Consider the following 22,446-nt stretch of genomic DNA (forward strand, 5'->3'; position numbering starts at 1 on the left):
GGAACACTGCGCGGCGGCGCTACACCCAATCGAGGATCAGGCCATCGCGGCGCTCGATATGGACGGACGGACGCTCGGCAAGGGGTGCGGGGCTGTGCGCAGCCTGGGCCCCGGCGATGCGCGCGAGATCCTCGATCTCTACCGGCTTCAGTCCCGCCCGCGTCAAACGGGCGACCAGGTCCGCACGGGCCGGGTTGATGGCAAAACCGGCTTCGGTAACCACCACATCCACATCCACGCCCGGCGTCGAAACGCAGCGCACGGCGGGGACGATCTTGGCAAACCCGCCGCCCGTCAACGACGTCAAGACGATGCTCAGATCCGCCCCCCGGGCCGCATCGGGATGCCCGCCCGGCCCACCGAGGATCCGGCCATCCGTGCCGCTGACCACATTTACGTTGAAGCCGAAATCCACCTCGACCGCGCCCAGCAGCATGACCGACAAGTCGTCCACGCAGGGGTTCGGGTGCAGCGGGCTGGCATATTCGGCGGCTGTCATCATCTGGTGATCGGGGTTCTCGATCGCCGAGCGTACGGCTTCGAGGTCGAAACACTGCACATCCCGGATCGCGCGAAAGACACCGGCCCTCAGAAGCTCCACATGGGCCGACGTGATCCCGCCCGACATGAAGGCGCCGCGCATGCCCTGCGCTGCCAACAAGGATCCCACATGCGGCACCGCGGCGAGGGAATAGCCCCCCGCCCCGCTTTGAAGGGCGAACTCTTCGGTCAGCAGCCCCGCCGCCGCGATGATGTCCGAACTCCGCTCTGCGATGCCGCGCGACAACGGCGTCTCGCTCGGCACGGTCGACCCGGACCGGATGCGGTTGGCGTCTCCGGGGCGCTCGAACGGCACGACGAGATCCACAAACCGGGCGGGAATATCCACGCGGGGCAGCGCGGCGTCGGTCACGTCGTGGGCCATGCCCACCGTGGCCTTTGCATACTGCGCATCGACCGCCGGGTAGCCAAGCGGTCCGCAAGCCAGGGCGCCTGCCCGCCCCGTCAGGTTCCCCCTGCGGTCTGCCAGGGACGCGCCGACAAAGGCGACATCGATCTTCAACTGGCCCGATGAGATGGCCCGCGCGCGCCCCCCATGGCTCTGCAGCAGGACCGTGACACGTCCGGGATGCGCCGTTATCCAATCGGCTACGGGACCCCGCATGTAGTCGGTCACGATGCTTGTGATCGTGCCATCTTCGAGCAACGGAACCAGGCTGGAATGGGTCGGAAAGATCGAACTCGGGCAGATCGTGAGCCCCTTCAACCCGCGTTCCCGCGCAAGTCGCATCACCTCGACAACCACCCGGTCGCCGTCGCGGTAGTGATGGTGAAAGGACAGGGTCCGGCCATCCGCAATCCCGAGCTCGTCGAACACGACCTCCAGACCCGGGCGCAGTTTCCGACCGTCCCCGGCGTCGGCGCGCGGCGGCAACACGGACAGGGCCGGTGCCGGGTTGCCGACCGGCAGGAGCAAGCCGAGCGGCGTCGTCACCGGGGCGGCCCCGGCGGGCCATCGCGCCGTGTCTAGGATTGAGCCTTGTGGTGTCACGCTCACGCCTCTCATCGCTCCGGCGTCACGCCGGAGCGCTCTGCTGGGCACCTCTCCAAGCCGCAGGTCCGGTCTGGTGGATTGCCGCCCCTTGCGTCGTGACCGCCACCATGACTGGCATGTCCTCGACCGTGAACTCCCGGATCGCCTCCATGCCCAAATCCTCGAACGCCAGCACCTTCGAGGACCGGATCGCCTTTGCCACCAGGACCGCGGCGCCACCTACCGCGATCAGGTAGGCGGCCTTGTGGCGCGCTATGTCCCGGACGGTCTCCGCGCCCCGCTCGGCCTTGCCGATCATGGCAAACAGACCCTGGCCCAGCATGTCGCGGGTGAACGGATCCATGCGTGTGGCGGTAGTGGGACCGGCGGGTCCGACCGCCTCCCCATCCACCGGGTCCACCGGCCCGACATAATAGATCACCCGTCCCCGCAACGACACCGGCAACTCTTCTCCACGCGCCAGCATGTCGGCCATGCGCTTGTGGGCCGCGTCGCGCCCGGTCAGGATCCGGCCCGACAGCAGCAGCGTCTCGCCCGGGGCCCATCCGGCCATCTCCTCACGCGTGAGCCTGTCCACGTTCACCCGGCGCAGACCCGCCATTTCCGACCCCTCGATCCGCGGCCAGGCCGCCAGATCGGGCGCATCGAGATAGGCCGGACCGCTGCCATCCATCACGACCTTCGCATGTCGGTTCGCGGCGCATTGCGGCACCAGCGCCACAGGCTTGGACGCGGCATGCGTGGGCGCGGTGGCCAGTTTCACATCGACCACCGTGGTCAAGCCGCCAAGACCCTGTGCCCCGATCCCGAGCGCGTTTATGCGGTGGTAGAGCCGCACGCGCATCTCCTCGAGCGGTGTGGACGCGCCGCGGGCCAGCAGGTCGGACATGTCGATTTCCTCCATGACCGCGCGCTTGGCGATCAGCATAGCCTGCTCCGCGCTGCCCCCGACGCCGACGCCCACGAGGCCGGGCGGACACCACCCGGCCCCCAGCCCTTCGATCGTCGAGACAACCCAGTCTTCAACCGAGGCCGCCGGGTTGAGCATCGTGTAGCGCGCCTTGTTCTCGGACCCACCGCCCTTGGCCGCAATCAAGAGCTCCAACTTATTGCCCCGCGTGAGCTCCACATGGGTGACGGCGGGGGTGTTGTCGCCGGTGTTTCTGCGCTCTAAAAGCGGGTCTGCCACCATCGAGGCCCGCAAGGGATTGCCCGCATCCAGGTAGGCCAGGCGCACGCCCTCGTTGACCAACTCGTACAAGGTCCGGTCCCCGGCGATCATCGCCGATTGTCCCAACCGCGCAAAGACCGTCACCATGCCCGTGTCCTGGCAAATCGGCCGTCGCCCCAGTGCAGCCAGGCGCGAACTTTCCAGGATCTGCCCCATCGCCGCCTTCGCGGCGGGGCTCTGCTCACGGGCATAGGCGCTGGCCAGATGCGCCAGGTAGTCGGGGGCATGATAAACGGCGATGTATTGCAGCGCCGCGCGTACGGTTTCGACGATGTCATCGGGTTTCAGAACTGTGGCTTGCGTCATCATGGTCCCTGGCGGCTCACAGGCGGCCCGAACGGGCGGGCCGCCTAGCCGTGTCTTGCACTACTTCCTGAACATATAGGTCTTGGTGTTGGTGAACTCCTTCAAACCTTCCTGCCCGTTCTCTACCCCCATGCCCGACTGCTTGTGTCCACCGAAGGGGATATCGATTCCGTGAATGTGGATCTCGTTCACCCAGACAGTGCCCGCCTCCAGTCTGTTTGCAACCCCGATCGCCGTGTCGCGATCCGGCCCCCAGACCGACGCGGCAAGACCGAATTCCGTGTCATTTGCATCGCGCACGACCTCGTCCAGGTCCGACCACTTGATGATCGGCAGGATCGGGCCAAACGGTTCTTCGCGCACGACACGGCTGTCTTTCGGGGGATTGTCCACAATGGTGATCGGCACGAAATTCCCCGGACCATCGGGGATCTCACCCCCCAGCGGCACCGACAGACCCTGCGCCTTCACATCGGCGAACAGATCCTTGAGCTTGCCGTATTGCATCTTGTTCTGGATCGGGCCGAGATCAGTGTTGGGGTCCATGCCGTTGCCGACGGTCTTTTCCGCCGCATGGGCGACGAAATCCCGCAGGAAATCGTCATAGAGGCTCTCGTGGACATAGAGGCGCTTGACCGCGATGCACCACTGACCGGAGTTGCCATAGGCCGCGTCGAACAGCGTGGGGATCAGCGGCTTGTAGTCCGTGCCGGGCAAAAGGATCGCCGGATCGTTGCCGCCAAGCTCCAGCGTGATCCGCTTGAGGTTGCACGACGAAGACGCCATGACCTTCCGGCCCGTCGCCGTCGACCCGGTGAACGAAATTTTCGCGATATCGGGATGCTCGGTCAACCAGGCCCCCTGTTCGTTGCCCCCCGCCACGACGTTGAGTACCCCCGCCGGGAACACCTGCTGCGCGATCTCGCCAAAGCGCAGCGTGCAGAGGGGAGTGTAGGGCGAGGGTTTCATCACCATCGTGTTGCCGGTGACGAGACACGGCGCGATCTTCCACAGGCCCAGCAGCACGGGAAAATTCCACGGCGTGATCGCGCCCACCACGCCCAGGGGCGTGTGCGCAACCTTCACCGTATGCTCGGGCGTGTCCTCGATAACCTCGTCTTCGAGCCGCCGCTTGGCGACTTCGCGGACCCAAAAGATGGCGTACTCGACCTCCGTGGTCGCCATCGAATGGCGCGGCTTGCCCTGCTCGGTCGTCAGCAGCGTGATCAACTCCTGCTTGTGCGCGTCCAGAGCGTCCGCATAGGCCGCGATATAAGCCCCGCGTTCGTCCTGGCTCAGCGCGGCCCAGCCCGGTTGCGCAGCCTTTGCCGCGGCGATGGCCTGCTCCACCTGATCCCGTGACGCGTTGGGGGCGTGTGCCACCACCTCGTCGGTGGCCGGGTTGAACACCTCGAAGCTCCCGGCACTGTCGACCAGCGCCCCGTTGATGGCGTGCCGGTAAGGCCCCGTGAAATCCACCCGAACGTCCTGTGCGAAACCTGTTTGTACGTTCATGCCGTGTCTCCCTTTGGTCTAGATTTGATAGCGGATGTGTGGTGCGCGGGCATAAAGCGCCACCATCGGCAGGATCAGCAGCCCGAAAACCGTCTGTTGCGCGGCGTAGTCCAAGCCCATGCCGACGAGGAAAGAGGTCAAGACCTGCAAGACCAACACACCGATCACCGTGGCGCCGTAACCGCCCGTCCCGCCCAGCAGGGAGGTGCCCCCCACCACGACCGCGGCGACGGTGGTGAACAGATACGGGTCGCCCACGCCCACGAAACCGCCCCCCGAAAACCCCAGCAGCAGGCACCCCGTGGCCGCCGCCGTCAGGCCCGAAATCGTGTACGTCGACACCCAGACCCGGAACTCAGAGATGCGCAGCCGGGCCGCCGCCGTCCTATTGCCGCCGATGGCATAGATCGCGCGGCCCGCACGGGTCCGGTTGATCCAGAAGATCAGGCTTGCCGCAATCGCGGCCCAGATCAGGATGACCGGCGGCAGTTTCAGCCCGAAGGTCGTCCCGCTGATCGAGGCGATGTTTGAAAACCACCCGGGCACCTGGCTGAAGACCGTGCCCGAGAACTGCGACCCCAGGCTCGTGAAAATCTGGGCACCGCCCACTACGGCAAACCCCACGCCCAGGGTCAGGATCAATGCCTGGCCCTGGATCCGGTAGCTCATCACACCGTTCAGAACCCCGATCAGCGCCCCCATCGCGAGAATGCAGAGAATGGCGAGGGGCGCAGGCAGGCTTGTGCCGAAAAGATAGGCCAGAAGAATATTGGAAGCGCCGATCACGAAGGGGATCGACAGATCGAGCCCCCCCACCGTGGCCACCATGGTCTGCCCCAGGGCCGCGAGCCCGAGGAAAGCCGCCAGCAGCAGGATCGACCGGATGTTGTTTGCCGAGGCAAAGCCCTCCACCAGGATCGACGCGGCGGTGAACAGCGCGACCAGAAGAAGACTTCCCAGAACGAGGCCCCGATGTTCCGCGCGCAGTCTTTTCGGTCTGCGTGACATGGCGTGCGCTCCTGTATCTGCAGTGGGAAAAGGCCAGTCCATCACACCGCCGCGACCCGACGGCGCGATGTGACCAGCGCCAGCATGAGCGAGATCACGAGCATTAGCCCATAGAAAAGCTGCGTCATGAACCCCGAGATCGCGCCGAAGTTGAACGAGGACAGCACGACGAAAACCAGGTACATGGCAAGCGCGCCCAGAATGGACCCGGTGATACCACCCTTGCCACCGGACAGCGACGTGCCCCCCAGAACGAGCGCCGTGATCGCCTGCAGGGTCAGGGTGTTGCCCTGGGTCGGATCGCCCGATCCGATCAACCCGGTCAGGCACAGCGCCGCCAACCCCGCGAACACACCCGCCAGAAGATGGGCGGCGTAGCGGGCTTTGACGATGTCGACGCCACTGGTATAGGCCGTGCGCTCATCCGCACCCATCAACCGAATATGCTGAAAGAGCGGCGTGCGCGAGAAAAGCGCCCAGATCACGCAGGCCGCGACCAGGATGTACAGAACCGGGCTCAGCAGTTCCGTGCCCCACCCCCAGTTGCCCAGCCATTCCGGGGCGAAACCGCCCGGACGCGACAGGATCACGAGATTGACCCCCGACAAGATCATGAACCCGGCCAGCGACGCGATGATCGGAGATATCCGCACGTGAATGATCAGTGCAGCAAGCAGCGCCTGCCAGGCACACGCGGCAAGGATCGCATAGGCGAAGACCAGCACCGGATGGGTGATGCCGTTCCCGGTCAGCCACACGACGATCGTGACGTTCACGAACCCGATCAGCGGACCGATGGACAAATCCACACCACCGCGCCCGGCAATGGCGATAGGCGTGATCGCAATGGCGGCGAGGATCAGCGGTGCCGCGACCAGCAACGCCCCGGCCAGCCCAACATAGGTAAAGGTCTGCGGCGCCCGGACCGCCGCGATGACGCCAAGGACAAGCACCAGTCCGAAGGGCACCAGAAGATGACGGTTGCGGCTGACAAGGCCTTCCATCACATCCGCCCTCCCGCTCTGACGGTCTCGTCGAATTCGATCGGGTGCGACTTGCCGAACATCGCGGCCAAAATGTTGTCTTGCGTGATGCCGCCCTGCTCGAAACTGGCAAACAGGCTGCCTTCGAAGAACACGTCCGCACGATCCGCGAAGTCGAAGAATTCCTCGATCTCGGTGGACAGGTAGACGACCGCTCCACCCTCGGAGGCGAAAGCGCGCAAATGAGTATAGAGATCCTGCTTGGTCCCGATATCCACGCCCCGCGCCGGATCGTTGAGCAGGATCACGCGCGGGTTCTGCGCAAAGGCGCGCGCAATCAGCACCTTCTGCTGGTTGCCTCCCGAGAGCGTCGTGATGCGATCCTGACGCGCCCCGTGCTTGATCGACAAGCGCGCCTCCTCCTGGGCGAAGCACGCATGCAAGGTCTCCGTGTCTATCATACCGCCCCGACCGGAATGGCGCCCATAAAGCGGCATCGCGAAATTCTCGAAGATCGACAGGTTCGGAAAAATGCCTTCCTTCTTGCGGTCCCCGGACACATAGGTGATAGCCGCCGCCTCTGCCTCGGCCAGGCAGGTGATCGAACGCCACTCGGTCGATTTGTCCCAGACCCGCACCGTCCCGGAAGGCGCGGGATCGATACCTGCCAGCCTGCGCAGGAACTCCGACTGCCCCGCACCGTCGAGACCGGAAAGGCCCACGATCTCGCCGGGATGGATCTTGAAATCGATCGGCGCCCCACCGCCGGGCAGCCGCATCCGGCGTGCCTCCAACGCGGGTTTCTGCGCTGCCGGCACCACGGTCCGCGCCCGTGACCCGAGGGCGTTATGCCGCGTGTCGGCCGACATCAGCTGCAGAAGCCTGTCTTCGGTGACTTCGCCCTTTTCCAGCCGACCCACCGTCTTGCCATCCCTGAGAACCGTCGCCCTGTCCGTGATCTTGACCAGCTCGGCAATCCGATGGGTGACGAGGATGATGCACGACCCCGCCTCCCGGAGCGCGAGCATCTCCAGGTGCAACCGGTTCGTCGCGTCGAGGTCCAGCGCGGCAGAGCTTTCGTCGAAAATCAGAACCCGCGGCTTTTGCAGGATGGCCCTGGCGATCACGATCCACTGCTTGAGGTTCAGCGGCAGGTCCGACACCGGTGTGTCCGGGTCGATATCGACCTCCGCCAGCCGCTTGAGGACATCGCGCGCCAGAGCCTTCTTTTCAGACGTGCGGCACCTCTTGCGCCACAGCCCGTCGACCCCGGCAAAGATGTTCTCCCATATCGACAGGTCTTCTGCGACGAAAATCTCCTGATAGATGGTCGAGATGCCTGCCGCGATGGCGTCGGAGGGTCGGGTCGGGCGGACACCCAAGATGTCGATCTCGCCGCTGTCCGGCAGGATGACCCCGGACATGATCTTCGCCAGGGTGCTCTTGCCGCTGCCGTTCTCGCCCACGATCGCGTGGATTTCGCCAAGATCGGCTTGCAGCGAAGCCCCCTCCAGCGCACGCGTTTCGCCGAACGACATATGGATATCCGACAGGGAAATCGCTGACATGCTGCTGTGCCTCTTGGTGATCCGCCCCCGGGGACATCCCCCGGGAGCGATCTGCCTCAGTTGACGTTCTTGGCGGCCCAATCGAGCGGGTTTTCCGGCCGCAGGAAGTAGCCGGCGGCCTTGTCGTCGGGGAACCAGACGTCGATGCCCGGCTGGATGTACGCGGTCGAGTCGACCGAGCAGTCATCGCCCAGGCTCGCCACGTATTCCGCCGCGGGCAGCCGGTAGACCCCGCGCAGGATCGATTGCAGTTTGGGACCCTGGTTCTGCAGCGTGCGGATCACCGAGTTGAAGCCCAGTTCCATCTCGTCGCCCGGGGGCCAGATCTGGAACGCATGGCTGATCCAATCGGGGTTCTGCTTTAGATAGCAAGCCGCTCCGGCCGAGCCTGCCAGCGAGATCGGCATCACCTCGCGGCCCGACTGCAACACCGCCTTCAGCACACCGGTTTCCTGGGAGCCCTGCGCGATGATCCCGTCAATCCGCGCGGGGTTGGTTGCGAGGAACTTCTGAACCTCGGTCTGGGCGACCTGGTCGGTCCAGTTGCCCCAGACCTGGCCAACCAGCTTGGCGTTCGGAAACTCCTCCAAGGCGCGCTTGGCGCCGGTGTCGAAGCTCTCCGAAGAGGCCGCGCCCGCGATCCCCGACACCAGCAGGAAGTTCCCCTCGCCGCCCACTTCCTCGATCATCGCCTTGGCGATTTCATACCCGCCCAGCGTATAGTTCGACGAGGCGTTAAGCGCCTTGTCCGACGTCAGATAGCCCGAATAGGAAAACACCACGACACCTTTGGAGTAGGCATATTCGACGGCCTTGTTCAGGGCGACCGGGTTCGAGCAGCACACGATGATCGCATCCACGCCCTGGTCCACAAGCTGTCGGATCTGCTGGATCTGGCGCGCGTCGTTGAGATCCGATTGCGTGACGATGATCTCGTCAACCAGCCCCGCCTGCCTGTAAACCGGCAGCAAATCCTCGGTCAGACGGCTCAAGCCCTCTGCGCGCCACGTGTTGCCGGCATAGGAGCTTGCATAGCCGATGGTCCAGGGCGGACCGGACCGAGGCGTCCAGTCGCGATAGGCCGACGTCCCGATCGGCTGGCCCTCGTCGACCCCCTGATAGGCGGCCTGAAGCTTCGGCGGCAACTCTTCGAGGCCCTCTGCCATCGCGGCAGTGTTTATCATCAAGGTCGACACCAACCCCAAAGATGCCAAAATTCGCATTCTCATGATTTCCTCCCCAAACCGGTCCAACCGTCGAAAGACGATCGCTCAGTGGGGCGAAGCATGCGTTCGAACAGGGGAAGGGCGGAAGTCTCTGCCGCGTTATCAGAGCTATAGGAAACGTCTATATGTCGCGGGCCTTGAAACCCGCGGTTTCTGCCGAAGCGAACTGCCCAGGCGCAGCTCGGGTCGCCGCCTAGCGGCCCCCTGATGCGCACGCCGCCCCCCCAGACCCAGGCCATAGCCCCCGCATCCGACGGGACCGCCTCGAAAGCTGGAAGAGGCTCTCTCATTGGCTTTCGACCCGACGACGCACACAGCCATGCCCGCGGTGCCCGCCCGAAAGGCAGAACGCGCACAGATCCGCCAGATATCCAGGAAAATGGTGCCCCCACACGGACTCGAACCGCGGACCTACTGATTACAAATCAGTTGCTCTACCAGCTGAGCTATAGGGGCGCCGCGGAGTGAGTATCGCCGCTGGCCCGCCATGGCAAGACCCTGCCTGCCCGCCGGGTCAATTTTCCAGCGCCGCGCGTCGTTTCGCAAGGCCGCGATCACGCCCCATCGAAGTTAATGACAATGAAAGGAAAATGGGCGAAGACTTGCCCGACAAAACCCTGGATACCCCATGCAGATCGCTTTTCACATCGGAGCCCACAGTACGGATGACGACCTTCTTCTGAGCTGCCTGCGGCAGAACGCGGGCCTTCTGGCGCAGAACGGCGTGTTGGCACCGTCGGCCGATCAGTACCGCACCGTCCTGCGCGAGGCCGTGCGCCGCCTGCAGGGCGCGCAATCGGACCCGGCGGGCGAAGAGGCGGTGCTGGAGGCGATCCTCAACGGCATGGACGGACGCCGCCTTGTGATGTCGAGCGAGAATTTCATCTGCGTGCCCCAGGTGGTCTTCGACGACGCCGCCTTCTACGGCAAGATGGAGCAGAAGGCCGCCTGGCTGCGCAATGTCTTTCCCAGCCAGGAGGTATCGTTCCATATCGGCCTGCGCAGCCCCGCGACCCTCGTCCCGGCCCTGTTCGACCGCTGCGGCAAAGGCGACTTCCCGGCGTTCCTGAACGGCATCAACCTCGATGAACTGAGCTGGTTCGACGTGATCCGACGGTTGCGCTTCGCGGTGCCGGATGCACCGATCACCGCCTGGTGCAACGAGGATACGCCCCTGATCTGGCCCGAGGTCCTGACCGAGGTGGCCGGGATGCCCGCGCAGACCGACCTGAAGGGGCAACATGCCCGCCTGCGCGCGGTACTGAGCGAAGACGGGCTGAAACGCTACCTGGCCTATCTCGACCACCACCCGCAGATCACCGTGGCCCAACGGCGCTGGGCCGCAATCTCCTTCCTCGACCGGTTCGGCAACACCGAGGAGATGGAGGAGGATTACGATCTGCCCGGCTGGACCCAGGAACGGATCGAGGCGCTCGACATGGTCTATGAAGAGGATCTCGAAGACATCATGACCCTGCCCGATATCACGGTGATCCGGCCCTGATCCGCCCCGCGCGGCCTCAGCGCATGCCGAGCGCTTCCTTGTAAAGCTCCAGCACCGCCTCCTCTTCGGAGATATCGTCGGGGTCGCGCTTGCGCAGGGCGATGAGCTTGCGCATCACCTTGGTGTCGTAGCCGCGCGCCTTGGCCTCGGCCATCACCTCTTTCTGCTGCTCGGCGATGTCCTTCTTTTCCTGGTCGAGACGTTCGATCCGCTCCACGAACTGCCGCAATTCTCCGGCGGTCACCTTGTAGCTGTCGGGCGTGCCCGAGTGCTCTTCCAGAACGGCGTCATTCATCCTGCCCATCTCCCTGTCTCGCGGTTGCAGGCGGCAGGCGTAGCGCGTGCGCGCGCCCGCTTCAAGACCGTTTCCGCCCCCGACCTTGCACCCCCCGCCCGGGCGCGCTACCCCGCGCGCAGACCACCTGCAAGCGGAGCGCGGATATGGCTTACCTGGTTCCCGTCGGGGCGATGATCACGGTTCTGGGGCTGATCGGGCTGATCTATTGCATCGTCGAGGTGGCGCGCGCCAAACGCGCGGGCCTGTCGGACGCGGAACTCAAGGCGCGCCTGCAGAAGGCCGTGGCGCTGAACCTCGGCGCGCTCGCGGTCTCCGCGCTGGGGCTTATGGTGGTGATCCTCGGCGTGTTCCTCGCCTAAGGGGCCGGCGGCACCTTCTCGCCCCGGTCGAACGCCTCCCAGCCCTCGCCCGCGAAGACGTCCCGGCCCAGCTGCGCCAGCACATGGGGAAAATCGACCATGACCCAGTTGTCGACGATCTTGCCGTCCACCACCTTCCAGAAATCCATGTGGCGGATCTCCACCCGCTTGCCCGTGGGCGCGATCCCCGTGAAGGGCCCCGAATGCACCGCCTCCTGCCGCCCGAAGGCCGCGGCCCACTCGCCCATGTAGAGCCGCGCCTCGTCGATGCAGACCTTGTCGGAAAACGCCGCCTGGAACGGTTTCTGCCAGTTCTCCTGAAACTCCCGCAGACCCCGCTTGGTCCCGCACCCCTGGTTGCCATGCCAGCCGAAGCCCTCGGCGAAAAACTCCCCGATATCCGCGATCCGGTGATCGTTCAGCCCGTCGACCATCCCCTCGATCACCGCGCGGGTCGCGGCGGTCCGGCTCATGTCCGTGTCCCGGCTCAGAACCGCCTGCTCCGGACGCGCCCCGCTCACAGATGCACCCCCTTTTGCGCATCGAACAGGTGACAGATCCCGGTCGGGATGCGGATCTGCACCGGCGCGCCGATCTCTGCCCGAAACTCCTTGGGCGCCTTCACGGCCACCAGCGTTCCGCCCGCCTTCACCGTCACCATGGTCGCATCCCCCAACAACTCCATGGAATAGACCGGCGCCGCGATCTGCCCGTCGCTGTCGACCACCTGCGCATCCTCGGCCCGAAAACCCAGCGTCACCCGCCCCGCCGCCCCCGACAGCCCCGCGATCGCCACTCGGTCGCCATGGAAGGTGCCATCCGTCACCTCCCCCTCCATCAGGTTCATCGCCGGCGAGCCGATGAAGCTCGCCACGAACGTGTTCGCGGGCCGGTCGTAGATCTCCATCGGGGTGCCGACCTGCTGCACCACGCCTGCCGACATCACCACCACCCGGTCCGCCAGGGTCATCGCCTCGATCTGGTCATGGGTGACGTAGATCGTCGTGACCTGCAATTCGTGGCTGAGGTTCTTGATCTGCGCGCGCGTGCTGACCCGCAGCTTGGCATCGAGGTTCGACAGCGGCTCGTCCATCAGGAACACGTTCGGCTCGCGCACGATGGCCCGGGCCAGCGCCACCCGCTGCCGCTGCCCGCCCGAGAGCGCCGCGGGCTTGCGATGCAGGAATTCGTCGAGCTCCACCATGGCCGAAGCCCGCATCACCCGCGCCTCGTGCTCGGCCTCCGGCACCTTGCGCACCTTCAGCGGAAACCGGATGTTCTCGTAGACATTCATGTTCGGATAGAGCCCGTAGCTCTGGAACACCATCGCCACATCCCGGTCCTTGGGGTCGAGCGCGTTGACCATCCGGTCCCCGATCCAGATCTCCCCCGAACTCGGCTCCTCCAGCCCCGCGATCATGCGCATGGTCGTGGTCTTGCCACAGCCCGACGGGCCCAGCAGCACCAGGAACTCGCGATCCGGGATCGTCAGGTGGAAATCCTCCACCCCGACGAAGGAGCCCCAGCGTTTCTGCACATGGTTCAGCCGGATCTCAGCCATCGCGGCCTCCCCTTTCGCCCATCATCGCCCACCCTGCCCCGCTCATCCCTTCACCGCCCCGGCGGTCAGCCCACTCACGATCTGGCGCTGGAAGAACAACACCAGGATGAACAACGGCGCCGTGGCCGACACCACCGCCGACACGGCAAACATCACGTTGCCCTCCTGCTGCGTGGTGCCCAGAAAGCTCGCGATCTTCGGGATCATCGTCTGGTTGTCCTGGCTCAGAAGCGTCGCGGTCACCGCGAAATCGTTATAGGCCAGCAGGAAGGAAAACAGCCCCGTGGTGATCACGCCGGGCCACATCACCGGGATGATCACCCGCCGGAACGCCTGGAACCGGGTGCAGCCATCGACCATGGCACTCTCGTCCAGGTCCTTGGGAATGTTCATGAAAAACGACCGCAGCATCCACAGCGTAAAGGGCTGGTTGATCGCCACCAGCACGATGATCGTGGTCGGCAATATGCCCCAGATGTTCAACTCGAAGAACGGCAAGAGGTAGCCCGAGACCAGCGTGATATGGGGCATCGCGCGAAAGATCAGCGCCGCCATCAGGATCCAGAACGTGTATTTGAACGACGACCGGCTCAGGGCATAGCCCCCCAGCGTGCCGAAGGTCAGCGAGATCGCCACCACCGACAGGGTCACGATCATCGTGTTCAGGCCCGCGCGCCAGAACTCCTCCTGCACCCAGGCGCCCGCATAGCCGCCACCGGTGAAATAGCCCCCCGTCTCGGCCAGCGTGCGCACCCCGGTCAGGGCATTGGTCCAATCCTCCCGGCTGAAGAAATCCCCCTGCACCTTGAACGACCCCCACAGCGTCCACAAAAACGGAAACGCCGCCAGCATCAGCCACAGCAGGACAACCCCCCACAGGAACAGCCGCAAGGGCATGGACCGACGCGTCGCGATGTTGTCGGCCATGCTCAGTGCCCCTTTGCCGAGAAATCGCGCCAAGTCCGGATCAACACCGGCGTCAGCAGGATCGCCACCCCCAGGATCGTCAGCATCGAGGTCGCCGCGGCCGACCCGAACAGCGCCACCTCGCTGCCTCGCAGGTCGTTATAGATGATCCAGCTGAGCGAGGTCGCGTTCGCCTCGGCGTTGAAGCCCACGATCGGCTCGAACACCCGGAAATTGTCCATCAACTGAATGAGCGCGATAAAGGTGACCAGCGGCATCAGGTAGGGCAGCACCACGAACCGGATCCGTTGCCACCGCGTCGCCCCGTCGATCATCGCCGATTCCAGGGTGTCCTGCGGCACGGTCTGCAGGCCCGCATAGAACACCACGAAGGCAAAGGGCGCCGACGACCACACCCCGTAGACCACCAGCGTGATCCAGGTCAGCATCGGCGAGGCCTTCAGGCTCAAGTCCGGGTCTTCGAAAATGAACTGCAGCGTCTTGCCGATCACGCCCCGACTGTCGATCATCCAGAACAGGATCAGCGAGCCGACCAGCGGCGTGATGATCATGGGCAAGAGCGAGGTGAAGATCACCGGCCCCTTCAGGAGCCGCGGCAGCGCGTTCACCGCCACCGCGATCAGGAACCCCAAGGCGATGATCAGCGGCGTGACGATGAAGGTATAGGCCAGCGTGAAGGTCAGCGCCTTGTAGAACGGCAGCCCGTAGACCTGGCGCGCAAACGCGCCCAGGCTGTCCGACGACCGCCAGAACTCCGCCACCTCGGCGAAGGCAAGGTGGTTGCGGTTGATATAGGTGCCGAACCCGTTGAATTGCCCCAGGGGATTGGCCGCGTTCAGCGCCGCGGTCGCCGCCTCGTCCACCACCACCTGCGTCGTGGTCCCGAAAGGCCCGGAGGTCACCACCTCCACCAGCACCTTCTCGTTCTCGACAAACAGCGACTGCACAAAAACCGACACGATGGGCAGCGCGATGAACAGCAGCATCGCGATGCCCGAGGGCAGCATGAACCAGAAAAACGTCCTGTGCTTCATCCCGGCGGCTCCCCTGTTGGCCGCGCGGCGGGGGCTGGTGCCCGCCCCCGCCGCCCCGGCTCAGTTCAGAAAGCCCGCTTCGCGCGCGGCCGCCCTGTAGGACGCCTCCACATCCGACAGGGCCTGTTCCGCCGTCTCGCTGCCTTGCAGGAACTCGACGATCTCGGTGCCGAGCGCGGTGTGCATCAGGCTCATATAGGGCAGCATCGGATAGGGCGACGTGCCCTTCTGGGCCGTGGCGAGAACGCCCACCGCCGCGTCGCCCGGGGTGTAGCCGTCGATCAGCCAGACCGCCGCGTTCGGATTGGCATTGGCCACCTCGGTCGAGGCGCCGTGGACCATGGCGACGAAGCTCGCCTCCGCATCCACGTCCGGGATGTTGGTGGCGATGGTGAACCCGTCCCACCACAGGGTGGAAGCCGGCGTCGTGCCCCCCGCCACCGTGGGGGCCGCCGCGAACCCGATGGCCGCCGCGATCTCGGGGGTCGCGCCCTCCGCATCGGTCACGCCGCCGGCCCGCGAGCCCCAGAAATTGGCCAGCGCCACGTTTCCTGCTTCAAATTCGGCCTGCAAGGCATTGGAATCGTAAGTGAGAAAATCCGGGTTCATGTACGCGGTCAGCGCCTTCATCATCTCCAGCGCCGCAACCCCTTGGGCATTGTTGATCGCCGGGGCCGCCGAGCCGGGCTCGAAAAACGCCCCACCATGGCCGAGATACATGTTCACGAATTCCTGGGCCAGGTTCCAGCCCGCCTTGAACGTCCCGCCGAGGGGAAATTCCATCAGCCCCTGGTCGCGGATCGCCTCTGCCGCGGCGAGCACCTCCTCATAGGTCGTCGGCACCTCCAGCCCCGCCGCCTCCAGGATGTCGCGCCGATAATAGAGGTGCTGCGCATTGGCCATGAAGGCGATCGCCATGGTGCGCCCGTCGATCATGATCTTCTGGTTCGGCGACACCCCCGCCCCATGGGCCGCGATCAGATCGTCCAGCGGCCGCACCAGCCCGTCGGTCAGCAGCGGCACGAGGCTCGAATTCGACACCACGGCCGAGGTATATTCCGCCGGATCCGCGGTCAGGGCCGCCACCTGGATGTTGCGGTGCTCGGTCGTCAGGTTCGCCGTCACCGTCGCCCCGCCCGTGGCACAGGCCGCCGCCGCGCCGGTAACGGCCTGCAGGGCGGGGAAATCGTTGGACAGGATGCGCACGGAGCCTTCGGCCAGCTCGCAGGCCGACGCCCCGCCGATCCCCACGGCCAGAATCGCTGCGGGCAAAAATCCGGTTTTGATGAAATTCATTCTTGTCTCCTGTTCCAGCACCGGGTTTCCCCGGTTGGGCAACAGGCTGACAGCGGAGAAACCGCTTTGCAACCGCGCTGTGTAGCCCGGCGCGCGGCGCTAGAGCAAAACCCTCGGCCGTGACGGCTTCGGAATTTCCCGCCCCAGGCGCGCGAGTTGCACCAGCATCACCGGGGGACGGCACATCGCGATCGTCGGATCCCGGCCCAGCGGTTGCGGCACGTGCAGGTCGCGCGCCACCTCGGACGCAAGCCCCGGAGAGGCGAGCAGCGCCCGGATCTGCGCTCTGAGGCGATCTGAGTCGGTCTGCGACTCAGCAGCTTCCAAGGGTGTCTCGGTAAGCATGGTAAAACCCTCCCCGCGCGGAGTGGGCTGACAAGGGGCGCCGCCGCCCCTGCCGGTGACACATGGCCGATCGCGCGGATCAGACCGGCATGTTGTCGAATGCGTCTTCCTGGGCTTCGAAGGCCCGACGCTCCGCACGCAGACGCGCGCACAAATCATGGAGGGACGCAGGCACCGCCACCTCCATGGTCTCAAGCTCCGCAACCGCCCGCGCCAGTTCGGCTTCGCAGGCAAACCCGCGTGCCGGATCTGCCTGAACGCGGTCCAGAAGGCTGAATACCTTGGTCAAGGTCTGATCGGTGGTCATGGATTTTCTCCCCATAGACATCGGTTTGGAAGGGGCCCGACTGGACATCGGGCCTACCCCTCCCCTTTGCAAGACGCGCACAAGGCCGTGGCCGGATACGCATGCAGCCGCGCAGGCGAAATCTCTCCGCCACAGGCCATGCACAGCCCGTAGGCCCCGGTCTCGATCCGTTTGAGCGCGAGCTCCAGGCGCCGCAACTGTCGCAACTCGGGCGATCCGGCCTCGGCCCGCCGCCCCGGTCGCGTGACGGCCCCCGGCCGCCCCCGCCTGAGGGTTTCGATCAATGCCCGCCGCTCGGCGCGCAACTCGGTCTGGCGTTCCAGAAGGTCCATTCGCCTCTCCCCCGCGAAATCCTGCCAAGAGCTTAACGTCCAGCGCCAAGCGGTTCCTTGATACAGGTCAACGATGACAGGTTCGCGACATCGCCCGGCGAGGTTTCGGCCACTGGACCTCCCCCGGCGCGCCCTCTACAACGGGCCCATGACCTATCGCCCGCTCTCCGAGACCTACGCAGTCGCGCCGCAACTGATGCCGACGGATATTCCTGAAATCGCGGCGGCGGGCTTTACCACCGTGATCTGCAACCGGCCCGACATGGAAAACCCGCCGGAGCTGTCGGCGGAGGTGATGCGCATCGCGGTCGAGGCCGCCGGGCTGCGTTTCTGCGACAACCCGGTGATCGGCGGCGCGCTGTCGATGGACGATGTCACCGACCAGGCCGACGCCATCGCCGGGGATCCCGAGGGCAAGGTGCTGGCCTATTGCGCGTCCGGGACGCGGTCGGCGATTGTCTGGGCCCTGGCCATGGCCGGAAAAATGCCGACCGACGACATCCTGGAGGCAACCCAGCGCGCAGGTTATGCGCTGGAGGGTCTGCGCGGGCAGATCGACATGCTCGCCGCCCAACAGGCGGGCTGAGCGCCGCCGCCGTCAGGGACCTGCCGCCGCGCCACTCTCCGGCTCGGGGGGCGCGACCTGCGCCGGGATCCCCGCCTCGTCCTGAAATCCCGCACCTGGCGGCAAGGGTTCCGGTGGCACCGGACGCGACGCGATCCCGCCAACCCGCTGGGTGGTGATCTCGTTCAGCCGCAGCGCCCGCACGCCCCGCGCCTGGCCCAGCCGGGCGGTGGCCACGCTCGGCCCGTTGCGTCGGCCCAGCGACACCGAGGACAGCGCCGAGGCCGGGATCGACACCCGGTCCCCCGGTGCCCAGCGGCGCACCTCGTCCAGGGACAACTCCAGCTTGCACAACACCGCGTCCAGCTCCGCCGGGCTTTCCAGCACCGCCGCACGCCAGTCCTTGGCCCATTCGCCCGTGCTCCGCGCGGCATCCCCGGTCTCGACCAGATCGGCGGGTCGGGGCCGGCTCACCGGCAGGGCCACGCTGAAGGCCACCTCGCGCAGCCCGTCGAACTGCGCGGTGATCAGATAGAGCCTGTAGGGAATATCGGGCGCCGACACCGACAGCACATCGGGCTGCATCATCCCGTCCGTGGGGGCATAGCCCGCCAGCCACGCCTCGTGGGACGTGCCCGCCAGCAACTCGCGCCAGGCCTCGAAGAACCGCTCGATGAAGCCCCGGCACAGAAGCTGGTCGATGCTGCTGGCGTCCCGCGGCTCGGGCGCGCCCGGCGAGATCCGCCCGGTGGTGGTCTTTTCCACCAACCCGGTCATACCCCCAGAGGACAGGGCCGCGAACCCCTCCGCCCCGTCGGGGGCATTGCAGGGGATCAGCAGCGCGACATCGGCCATCTGTTCGGCAAGCCCGGCCACCCCGTCGGTGTCCACCACCTGGACCGAGGGTGCGGCGATCTTCAGCCCGGCGGCGATGAAGCCCGCGCGCGCCACGGCCCGCAGGCTCGCCATCTCGGGCGAGACGGGGGCTGCGCTGCCGCCCTGGGCCGCGGGGCTGCTTTCCATCTTGCGCCGCAAAAGCGCGGACTGGTCTGGCACGGACATGGGGCGACTCGCATTCTGCAATCGGAACACCCCCTTGTCGCGCACTCGGGTTAAGGCGAGGTAACCGGCTCAGGCCACGGCGCGGGAAATCTCCATCGGCAGGCTGACCCGGAACGCCGCCCCAGACTGCCCGCGCAGGTAATCGATCGATCCGCCCAGCTTGCTCATCACCTCGCGGCAGATCGCCAGACCCAGCCCCGCGCCGCCCGCCTTGGTCTGGTCGTCCAGCCGCGCGAATTTCTCAAAGATCAGGCCATGGCTGCGCACCGGGATGCCCGAGCCGTTGTCGATGAAATCGAGCTGCAGCATCCCCTCGCCCGCGCGCACCTCGATCCGCAGTTCCGGATCGGTCGCGTCGCAATACTTGATCGTGTTGGCGATGATGTTGATGAACACCTGCACCAGCCGGTCGGTATCGGTGTAGATCACGTGATCTTCCTGCCCCGGATCGCGCAGCACCCTCAGGCTGCGCGCATGTCCCACCGCCGAGGCCGAGATCGCCCGGTCGATCAGGTCGCCCAGCCGCTCCTGCTGCGGGTTCAGCACCACCTGCCCGTTCTCCAGCACGCTGAGATCCAGCAGATCGTCGAGCAGCCGGGTCAGCCGCAGGCTCTCGTCATGGATGATCGAGGAATAGCGCCGCCGCACCTCCGGCTCCAGCCGCCCCTGCATCAGGATCTCGGAAAACGACCGGATCGAGGTCATCGGCGTGCGCAGCTCGTGGCTGATCTGGCTCAGGAAGGCGTCCTTCTGCACCGACAGCTCGGTGAGCTTCTCGTTGGCCTCGCGCAGCTTGGTCGCCGTCGCCTCCAGCTCCCGCGACTTGGCCTCCAGCTGGCTGGAATATTCCATCATCTGCGCGGTCTCGTCGGCCACCGCCATCAATTCGCGCACCGACACCGACGCCCCGCCGTTGATCTGCGCGATCATCGCATGGGCCGTGGCCGCGCCCACCGATCCGGCCAGCTCCCGCTCAAGGTCCATCAGGAATTCAGGCGTCGTGTCCGGCAGGTACCCGGTCTTGCCCTGGGCGCGCGCGGCGGCGCTGAAGACGTTATGGGCCTCGTCCGGGCCCAGGATCCGCTGCGCCATGATCAGCAAATCCTCGGCCTCCGCCCGCCCCCCGGCCCAGCTGCGCGGGGTGGTCGAATGCTCGAACACGTTGACGAACTGCGCGCCCTGCAACCGCTCCATCGGCGACGGGAAGGACAGCAGGGACACCCCCAGGAACAGCCCCGCATTCAGCACCATCGACCACAGCAGCGCATGCACCAGCGGGTCGAGCCCCGTCAGCCCGAACAGGCCGTGCGGCCGCAGGAAGCCCATGCCCAGCGGCCCGTCCCGCACGATATCGGCCAGTACCGATCCCGGCACCGCGAGGCTGGGCATGTAGAACGTGTAGGCCCAGACCGCGAACCCCGCGATCAGCCCCGCGACCGCGCCGCGCCGGGTCGCCCCGCGCCAGAAGATCCCCCCGAGCAGCGCCGGAAGCACCTGCGCTGCGCCCACGAAAGAGATCAACCCGATCGCCGCCAGCGCCTCGCCGCCTTCGGACAGGGCGAAATAGGCATAGCCCATGCCCAGCACCGCCGCGATCGAGATCCGCCGCGAGAACAGCATCGCGCGCCGCACATCGCCCGACACGCTGGCCTTGCCGCCATCCTGCAGGCTCAGCCAGACCGGCATGATGATGTGGTTCGACACCATGGTCGACAGCGCGATGGCCGCAACGATCACCATGGAGGTCGCCGAGGAAAACCCGCCCAGAAACGCCAGCGCCGCCAGCATGTTCTGATCCTGCGACAGCGGCAGGGTCAGCACGAACAGGTCCGGGTTGGCCCCCGCGGGCATCAGGTCCAGCCCCACCACCGCGATCGGGATCACGAACAGGCTCATCAGCATCAGGTAGGCGGGAAAGGCCCAGCTCGCCGTGCTCAGATGGGACTCGTCGGCATTCTCGACCACCATCACCTGGAACATCCGCGGCAGGCAGATCACCGCCGCCGCCGAGACGAAGATCAACCCGACCCAGCGCCCGCCCTCGACCTGCCAGGCCGAGACCGGCGAGGCGTCGAGCCGCGTCAGGATATCCCCGACCCCGTCGGCCAGCCCCCAGACCACGAACACCCCTACCTCCAGCAGGGCCACGAGCTTCATCACCGCTTCGACCGCGATGGCCATGACCACCCCGTGGTGCCGCTCGTTGGCATCGAGGTTGCGCGTCCCGAACAGCACCGTGAAGATCGCAAGCCCGATGGCCACCCACAACCCGTCCATCACCGCCCCGGTGGGATTGGCCATGACCTCCGCGCTTTCCGCATCGAACACCGCCAGCGACAGCGAGACCGACTGCAATTGCAGCGCGATATACGGCGCCGAGGCGATCACCGCCATCCCGGTGACCAGCACCGCCAGCCCGTTGGACTTGCCATAGCGCGACGAGATCAGGTCCGCGATCGACGTGACCCGCTGCGCCCGGCCGATCCGCACCAGCTTGCGCAGCAGCCACCACCAGCCGATGAAGACCAGCGTCGGACCGAGATAGATCGTCACGAATTCCAGCCCCGACCGCGCCGCGTAGCCCACCGCGCCATAGAACGTCCAGGCCGTGCAATAGACCGACAGGCTCAGCGTGTAGATCATCGGCGCGCGCAGCCACCCGGTCTTGCCCCGCGCCGCGCGCCGTTCGGCCACGAAAGCCACCCCGAAGAGCAACGCCACATAGGCCAGCGAGATCGCGACAAGCAGGTTGAGCGACAGCATCAGGCCCCGCCCCCGGCGTCGTCATCCCCCTTGTCCCCCTGCCGACGCGACACGGTGAACCCGGGCGCGGGCAGGTTCGCGCGCTCCGCCCGCCGGATGTAGCGGTTGATCAGCGCGCTGAACACGATCAGCAGCGTCCACAACACGAACAGATAGATCAGCGCCTCGCCCGTGGTCCCCGGCTCGTCCCGCGGCAAGAGCAGCATCGGCACCACGAACAGGAATGTCCCGAACACCGGTAACAGCCGCGCGGCATCGATCAGCCGCCGCTTGCGATAGGGCTCGGGTTGCAGGAACAAGGGCGGCCGTCCCCGCGCCATCTCAGCCTCCCAGCTCCCGCACGCGGTCCAGGATCTCGGCATTCGAGAACGGCTTGGTCATGAAATGGGACACCCCGTAGCTCTCGGCCAGTTCGCGATCCTTGCTCTGCCCCTTGGCGGTCAGCATCAGCACCGGCAGGGCGGAAGTCTCCGGATGGGCGCGCAGATCGCGCAGGATATCGAACCCGCTGCGATTGGGCAGCATCACGTCGAGCATGACCAGATGCGGCACCTCGCGCAGGATCGCCTCCAGCGCCGTGGCCCCGTCGGAATGGGTGCGCACGTGCCATCCCTCGCGCGACAGGATGAAACTGATCGCCTCGATGATATTCGGCTCGTCTTCGATCACCAGAACGGTTTTCGCCATGATCGGTTCCTCCT

The 22,446-nt window shown here is 65.9% G+C and carries 23 protein-coding genes and 1 tRNA gene; 3 read left to right on the forward strand and 21 right to left on the reverse strand.

The window, feature by feature from the left end; all coding sequences use genetic code 11:
- Positions 1-19: 19 nt before the first annotated feature.
- The 8 genes from PVW48_RS03220 to PVW48_RS03255 all read right to left on the reverse strand — a co-directional run bounded on the left by PVW48_RS03220 (position 20) and on the right by PVW48_RS03255 (position 9,848).
- The gene (locus PVW48_RS03220; RefSeq protein ID WP_157865279.1) at positions 20-1,495 is read right to left on the reverse strand and encodes a citrate lyase subunit alpha; all 1,476 of its coding nucleotides are present in this window, start codon (positions 1,493-1,495) and stop codon (positions 20-22) included.
- An 82-nt stretch (positions 1,496-1,577) separates the two neighbouring features.
- Positions 1,578-3,092 (reverse strand): fumarate hydratase, encoded by a 1,515-nt coding sequence (locus tag PVW48_RS03225; RefSeq protein ID WP_274580251.1) that lies wholly within the window; start codon positions 3,090-3,092, stop codon positions 1,578-1,580.
- Positions 3,093-3,152: 60 nt separating this feature from the next.
- On the reverse strand, positions 3,153-4,607 hold the full coding sequence (locus PVW48_RS03230) for an aldehyde dehydrogenase family protein (RefSeq protein ID WP_012178097.1): 1,455 nt from the start codon (positions 4,605-4,607) through the stop codon (positions 3,153-3,155).
- A gap of 18 nt (positions 4,608-4,625) precedes the next feature.
- Entirely contained in the window at positions 4,626-5,615 is a 990-nt protein-coding gene (locus PVW48_RS03235; protein ID WP_044027675.1) for an ABC transporter permease, read from the reverse strand.
- Between the two features lie 41 nt (positions 5,616-5,656).
- On the reverse strand, positions 5,657-6,619 hold the full coding sequence (locus tag PVW48_RS03240) for an ABC transporter permease (RefSeq protein WP_012178095.1): 963 nt from the start codon (positions 6,617-6,619) through the stop codon (positions 5,657-5,659).
- Positions 6,619-8,166 (reverse strand): sugar ABC transporter ATP-binding protein, encoded by a 1,548-nt coding sequence (locus PVW48_RS03245; protein ID WP_012178094.1) that lies wholly within the window; start codon positions 8,164-8,166, stop codon positions 6,619-6,621. Before PVW48_RS03245 ends, PVW48_RS03240 begins: the two co-directional genes overlap by 1 nt.
- Positions 8,167-8,222: 56 nt before the next feature.
- Positions 8,223-9,332 (reverse strand): ABC transporter substrate-binding protein, encoded by a 1,110-nt coding sequence (locus tag PVW48_RS03250; RefSeq protein ID WP_274580252.1) that lies wholly within the window; start codon positions 9,330-9,332, stop codon positions 8,223-8,225.
- A gap of 440 nt (positions 9,333-9,772) precedes the next feature.
- Positions 9,773-9,848, reverse strand: a tRNA-Thr gene (locus PVW48_RS03255).
- Between the two features lie 172 nt (positions 9,849-10,020).
- Here PVW48_RS03255 and PVW48_RS03260 point away from each other — a divergent pair.
- Positions 10,021-10,896: a hypothetical protein gene (locus PVW48_RS03260; protein ID WP_274580253.1), complete on the forward strand. Its 876-nt coding sequence runs from the start codon at positions 10,021-10,023 to the stop codon at positions 10,894-10,896.
- A 16-nt stretch (positions 10,897-10,912) separates the two neighbouring features.
- On the opposite strand, the gene PVW48_RS03265 is transcribed toward PVW48_RS03260, so the two are convergent.
- Positions 10,913-11,191 carry a DUF2312 domain-containing protein gene (locus PVW48_RS03265; RefSeq protein ID WP_012178091.1) on the reverse strand — a complete coding sequence of 93 codons (279 nt, stop codon included), beginning with the start codon at positions 11,189-11,191 and terminating at the stop codon, positions 10,913-10,915.
- A 146-nt stretch (positions 11,192-11,337) separates the two neighbouring features.
- Here PVW48_RS03265 and PVW48_RS03270 point away from each other — a divergent pair, with 146 nt between their 5' ends.
- On the forward strand, positions 11,338-11,553 hold the full coding sequence (locus PVW48_RS03270; RefSeq protein ID WP_012178090.1) for a hypothetical protein: 216 nt from the start codon (positions 11,338-11,340) through the stop codon (positions 11,551-11,553).
- On the opposite strand, the gene PVW48_RS03275 is transcribed toward PVW48_RS03270, so the two are convergent.
- The 8 genes from PVW48_RS03275 to PVW48_RS03310 form a co-directional block, all read right to left on the reverse strand.
- Entirely contained in the window at positions 11,550-12,074 is a 525-nt protein-coding gene (locus PVW48_RS03275; RefSeq protein WP_274580254.1) for an ester cyclase, read from the reverse strand. The genes PVW48_RS03270 and PVW48_RS03275 overlap by 4 nt on opposite strands.
- Entirely contained in the window at positions 12,071-13,114 is a 1,044-nt protein-coding gene (locus tag PVW48_RS03280) for an ABC transporter ATP-binding protein (RefSeq protein WP_274580255.1), read from the reverse strand. Before PVW48_RS03280 ends, PVW48_RS03275 begins: the two co-directional genes overlap by 4 nt.
- A 42-nt stretch (positions 13,115-13,156) precedes the next feature.
- Positions 13,157-14,041 carry a carbohydrate ABC transporter permease gene (locus tag PVW48_RS03285; protein WP_012178087.1) on the reverse strand — a complete coding sequence of 295 codons (885 nt, stop codon included), beginning with the start codon at positions 14,039-14,041 and terminating at the stop codon, positions 13,157-13,159.
- A gap of 2 nt (positions 14,042-14,043) precedes the next feature.
- Positions 14,044-15,075 carry a carbohydrate ABC transporter permease gene (locus PVW48_RS03290; protein WP_274580256.1) on the reverse strand — a complete coding sequence of 344 codons (1,032 nt, stop codon included), beginning with the start codon at positions 15,073-15,075 and terminating at the stop codon, positions 14,044-14,046.
- A gap of 60 nt (positions 15,076-15,135) precedes the next feature.
- Positions 15,136-16,371: an ABC transporter substrate-binding protein gene (locus PVW48_RS03295; protein WP_274580257.1), complete on the reverse strand. Its 1,236-nt coding sequence runs from the start codon at positions 16,369-16,371 to the stop codon at positions 15,136-15,138.
- 99 nt (positions 16,372-16,470) lie between these two features.
- A complete protein-coding gene (locus PVW48_RS03300) occupies positions 16,471-16,716 on the reverse strand; it encodes a hypothetical protein (protein ID WP_044027674.1) in 246 nt (81 codons plus the stop codon).
- Positions 16,717-16,795: 79 nt separating this feature from the next.
- Positions 16,796-17,023 carry a hypothetical protein gene (locus PVW48_RS03305; RefSeq protein ID WP_044027673.1) on the reverse strand — a complete coding sequence of 76 codons (228 nt, stop codon included), beginning with the start codon at positions 17,021-17,023 and terminating at the stop codon, positions 16,796-16,798.
- A 53-nt stretch (positions 17,024-17,076) separates the two neighbouring features.
- Positions 17,077-17,355 (reverse strand): TraR/DksA family transcriptional regulator, encoded by a 279-nt coding sequence (locus tag PVW48_RS03310; RefSeq protein ID WP_274580258.1) that lies wholly within the window; start codon positions 17,353-17,355, stop codon positions 17,077-17,079.
- Positions 17,356-17,503: 148 nt separating this feature from the next.
- Between PVW48_RS03310 and PVW48_RS03315 the strand changes: the two genes are divergently transcribed.
- Complete coding sequence (locus PVW48_RS03315) at positions 17,504-17,941, forward strand: TIGR01244 family sulfur transferase (RefSeq protein ID WP_274580259.1); 438 nt, start codon at positions 17,504-17,506, stop codon at positions 17,939-17,941.
- Positions 17,942-17,953: 12 nt separating this feature from the next.
- Here PVW48_RS03315 and PVW48_RS03320 read toward each other — a convergent pair whose 3' ends face one another.
- The 4 genes from PVW48_RS03320 to PVW48_RS03335 form a co-directional block, all read right to left on the reverse strand.
- Positions 17,954-18,982 carry a FliM/FliN family flagellar motor switch protein gene (locus PVW48_RS03320; RefSeq protein ID WP_274580260.1) on the reverse strand — a complete coding sequence of 343 codons (1,029 nt, stop codon included), beginning with the start codon at positions 18,980-18,982 and terminating at the stop codon, positions 17,954-17,956.
- Between the two features lie 69 nt (positions 18,983-19,051).
- On the reverse strand, positions 19,052-21,745 hold the full coding sequence (locus PVW48_RS03325; RefSeq protein ID WP_274580261.1) for an ATP-binding protein: 2,694 nt from the start codon (positions 21,743-21,745) through the stop codon (positions 19,052-19,054).
- On the reverse strand, positions 21,745-22,065 hold the full coding sequence (locus tag PVW48_RS03330) for a hypothetical protein (RefSeq protein WP_012178079.1): 321 nt from the start codon (positions 22,063-22,065) through the stop codon (positions 21,745-21,747). The genes PVW48_RS03325 and PVW48_RS03330 overlap by 1 nt, the downstream gene beginning before the upstream one ends.
- 1 nt (position 22,066) lies before the next feature.
- Positions 22,067-22,432, reverse strand: a complete 366-nt coding sequence (locus tag PVW48_RS03335) for a response regulator transcription factor (protein ID WP_012178078.1) — start codon at positions 22,430-22,432, stop codon at positions 22,067-22,069.
- Positions 22,433-22,446: the final 14 nt, after the last annotated feature.

The sequence above is a fragment of the Dinoroseobacter sp. PD6 genome, assembly GCF_028807315.1.
Classification (GTDB): domain Bacteria; phylum Pseudomonadota; class Alphaproteobacteria; order Rhodobacterales; family Rhodobacteraceae; genus Dinoroseobacter; species Dinoroseobacter shibae.

Bases quoted from the DNA above. Each gene is read 5' to 3' on its own strand.
- PVW48_RS03325 (WP_274580261.1), bottom strand. From the start codon at position 21,745: ATGCTGTCGCTCAACCTGCTTGTCGCGATCTCGCTGGCCTATGTGGCG.
- PVW48_RS03310 (WP_274580258.1), bottom strand. From the start codon at position 17,355: ATGGACCTTCTGGAACGCCAGACCGAGTTGCGCGCCGAGCGGCGGGCA.
- PVW48_RS03245 (WP_012178094.1), bottom strand. From the start codon at position 8,166: ATGTCAGCGATTTCCCTGTCGGATATCCATATGTCGTTCGGCGAAACG.
- PVW48_RS03295 (WP_274580257.1), bottom strand. From the start codon at position 16,371: ATGAATTTCATCAAAACCGGATTTTTGCCCGCAGCGATTCTGGCCGTG.
- PVW48_RS03250 (WP_274580252.1), bottom strand. From the start codon at position 9,332: ATGGCAGAGGGCCTCGAAGAGTTGCCGCCGAAGCTTCAGGCCGCCTAT.
- PVW48_RS03235 (WP_044027675.1), bottom strand. From the start codon at position 5,615: ATGTCACGCAGACCGAAAAGACTGCGCGCGGAACATCGGGGCCTCGTT.
- PVW48_RS03290 (WP_274580256.1), bottom strand. From the start codon at position 15,075: ATGAAGCACAGGACGTTTTTCTGGTTCATGCTGCCCTCGGGCATCGCG.
- PVW48_RS03330 (WP_012178079.1), bottom strand. From the start codon at position 22,065: ATGGCGCGGGGACGGCCGCCCTTGTTCCTGCAACCCGAGCCCTATCGC.
- PVW48_RS03305 (WP_044027673.1), bottom strand. From the start codon at position 17,023: ATGACCACCGATCAGACCTTGACCAAGGTATTCAGCCTTCTGGACCGC.
- PVW48_RS03265 (WP_012178091.1), bottom strand. From the start codon at position 11,191: ATGAATGACGCCGTTCTGGAAGAGCACTCGGGCACGCCCGACAGCTAC.
- PVW48_RS03225 (WP_274580251.1), bottom strand. From the start codon at position 3,092: ATGACGCAAGCCACAGTTCTGAAACCCGATGACATCGTCGAAACCGTA.
- PVW48_RS03335 (WP_012178078.1), bottom strand. From the start codon at position 22,432: ATGGCGAAAACCGTTCTGGTGATCGAAGACGAGCCGAATATCATCGAG.
- PVW48_RS03300 (WP_044027674.1), bottom strand. From the start codon at position 16,716: ATGCTTACCGAGACACCCTTGGAAGCTGCTGAGTCGCAGACCGACTCA.
- PVW48_RS03320 (WP_274580260.1), bottom strand. From the start codon at position 18,982: ATGTCCGTGCCAGACCAGTCCGCGCTTTTGCGGCGCAAGATGGAAAGC.
- PVW48_RS03285 (WP_012178087.1), bottom strand. From the start codon at position 14,041: ATGGCCGACAACATCGCGACGCGTCGGTCCATGCCCTTGCGGCTGTTC.
- PVW48_RS03270 (WP_012178090.1), top strand. From the start codon at position 11,338: ATGGCTTACCTGGTTCCCGTCGGGGCGATGATCACGGTTCTGGGGCTG.
- PVW48_RS03315 (WP_274580259.1), top strand. From the start codon at position 17,504: ATGACCTATCGCCCGCTCTCCGAGACCTACGCAGTCGCGCCGCAACTG.
- PVW48_RS03260 (WP_274580253.1), top strand. From the start codon at position 10,021: ATGCAGATCGCTTTTCACATCGGAGCCCACAGTACGGATGACGACCTT.
- PVW48_RS03240 (WP_012178095.1), bottom strand. From the start codon at position 6,619: ATGGAAGGCCTTGTCAGCCGCAACCGTCATCTTCTGGTGCCCTTCGGA.
- PVW48_RS03230 (WP_012178097.1), bottom strand. From the start codon at position 4,607: ATGAACGTACAAACAGGTTTCGCACAGGACGTTCGGGTGGATTTCACG.
- PVW48_RS03280 (WP_274580255.1), bottom strand. From the start codon at position 13,114: ATGGCTGAGATCCGGCTGAACCATGTGCAGAAACGCTGGGGCTCCTTC.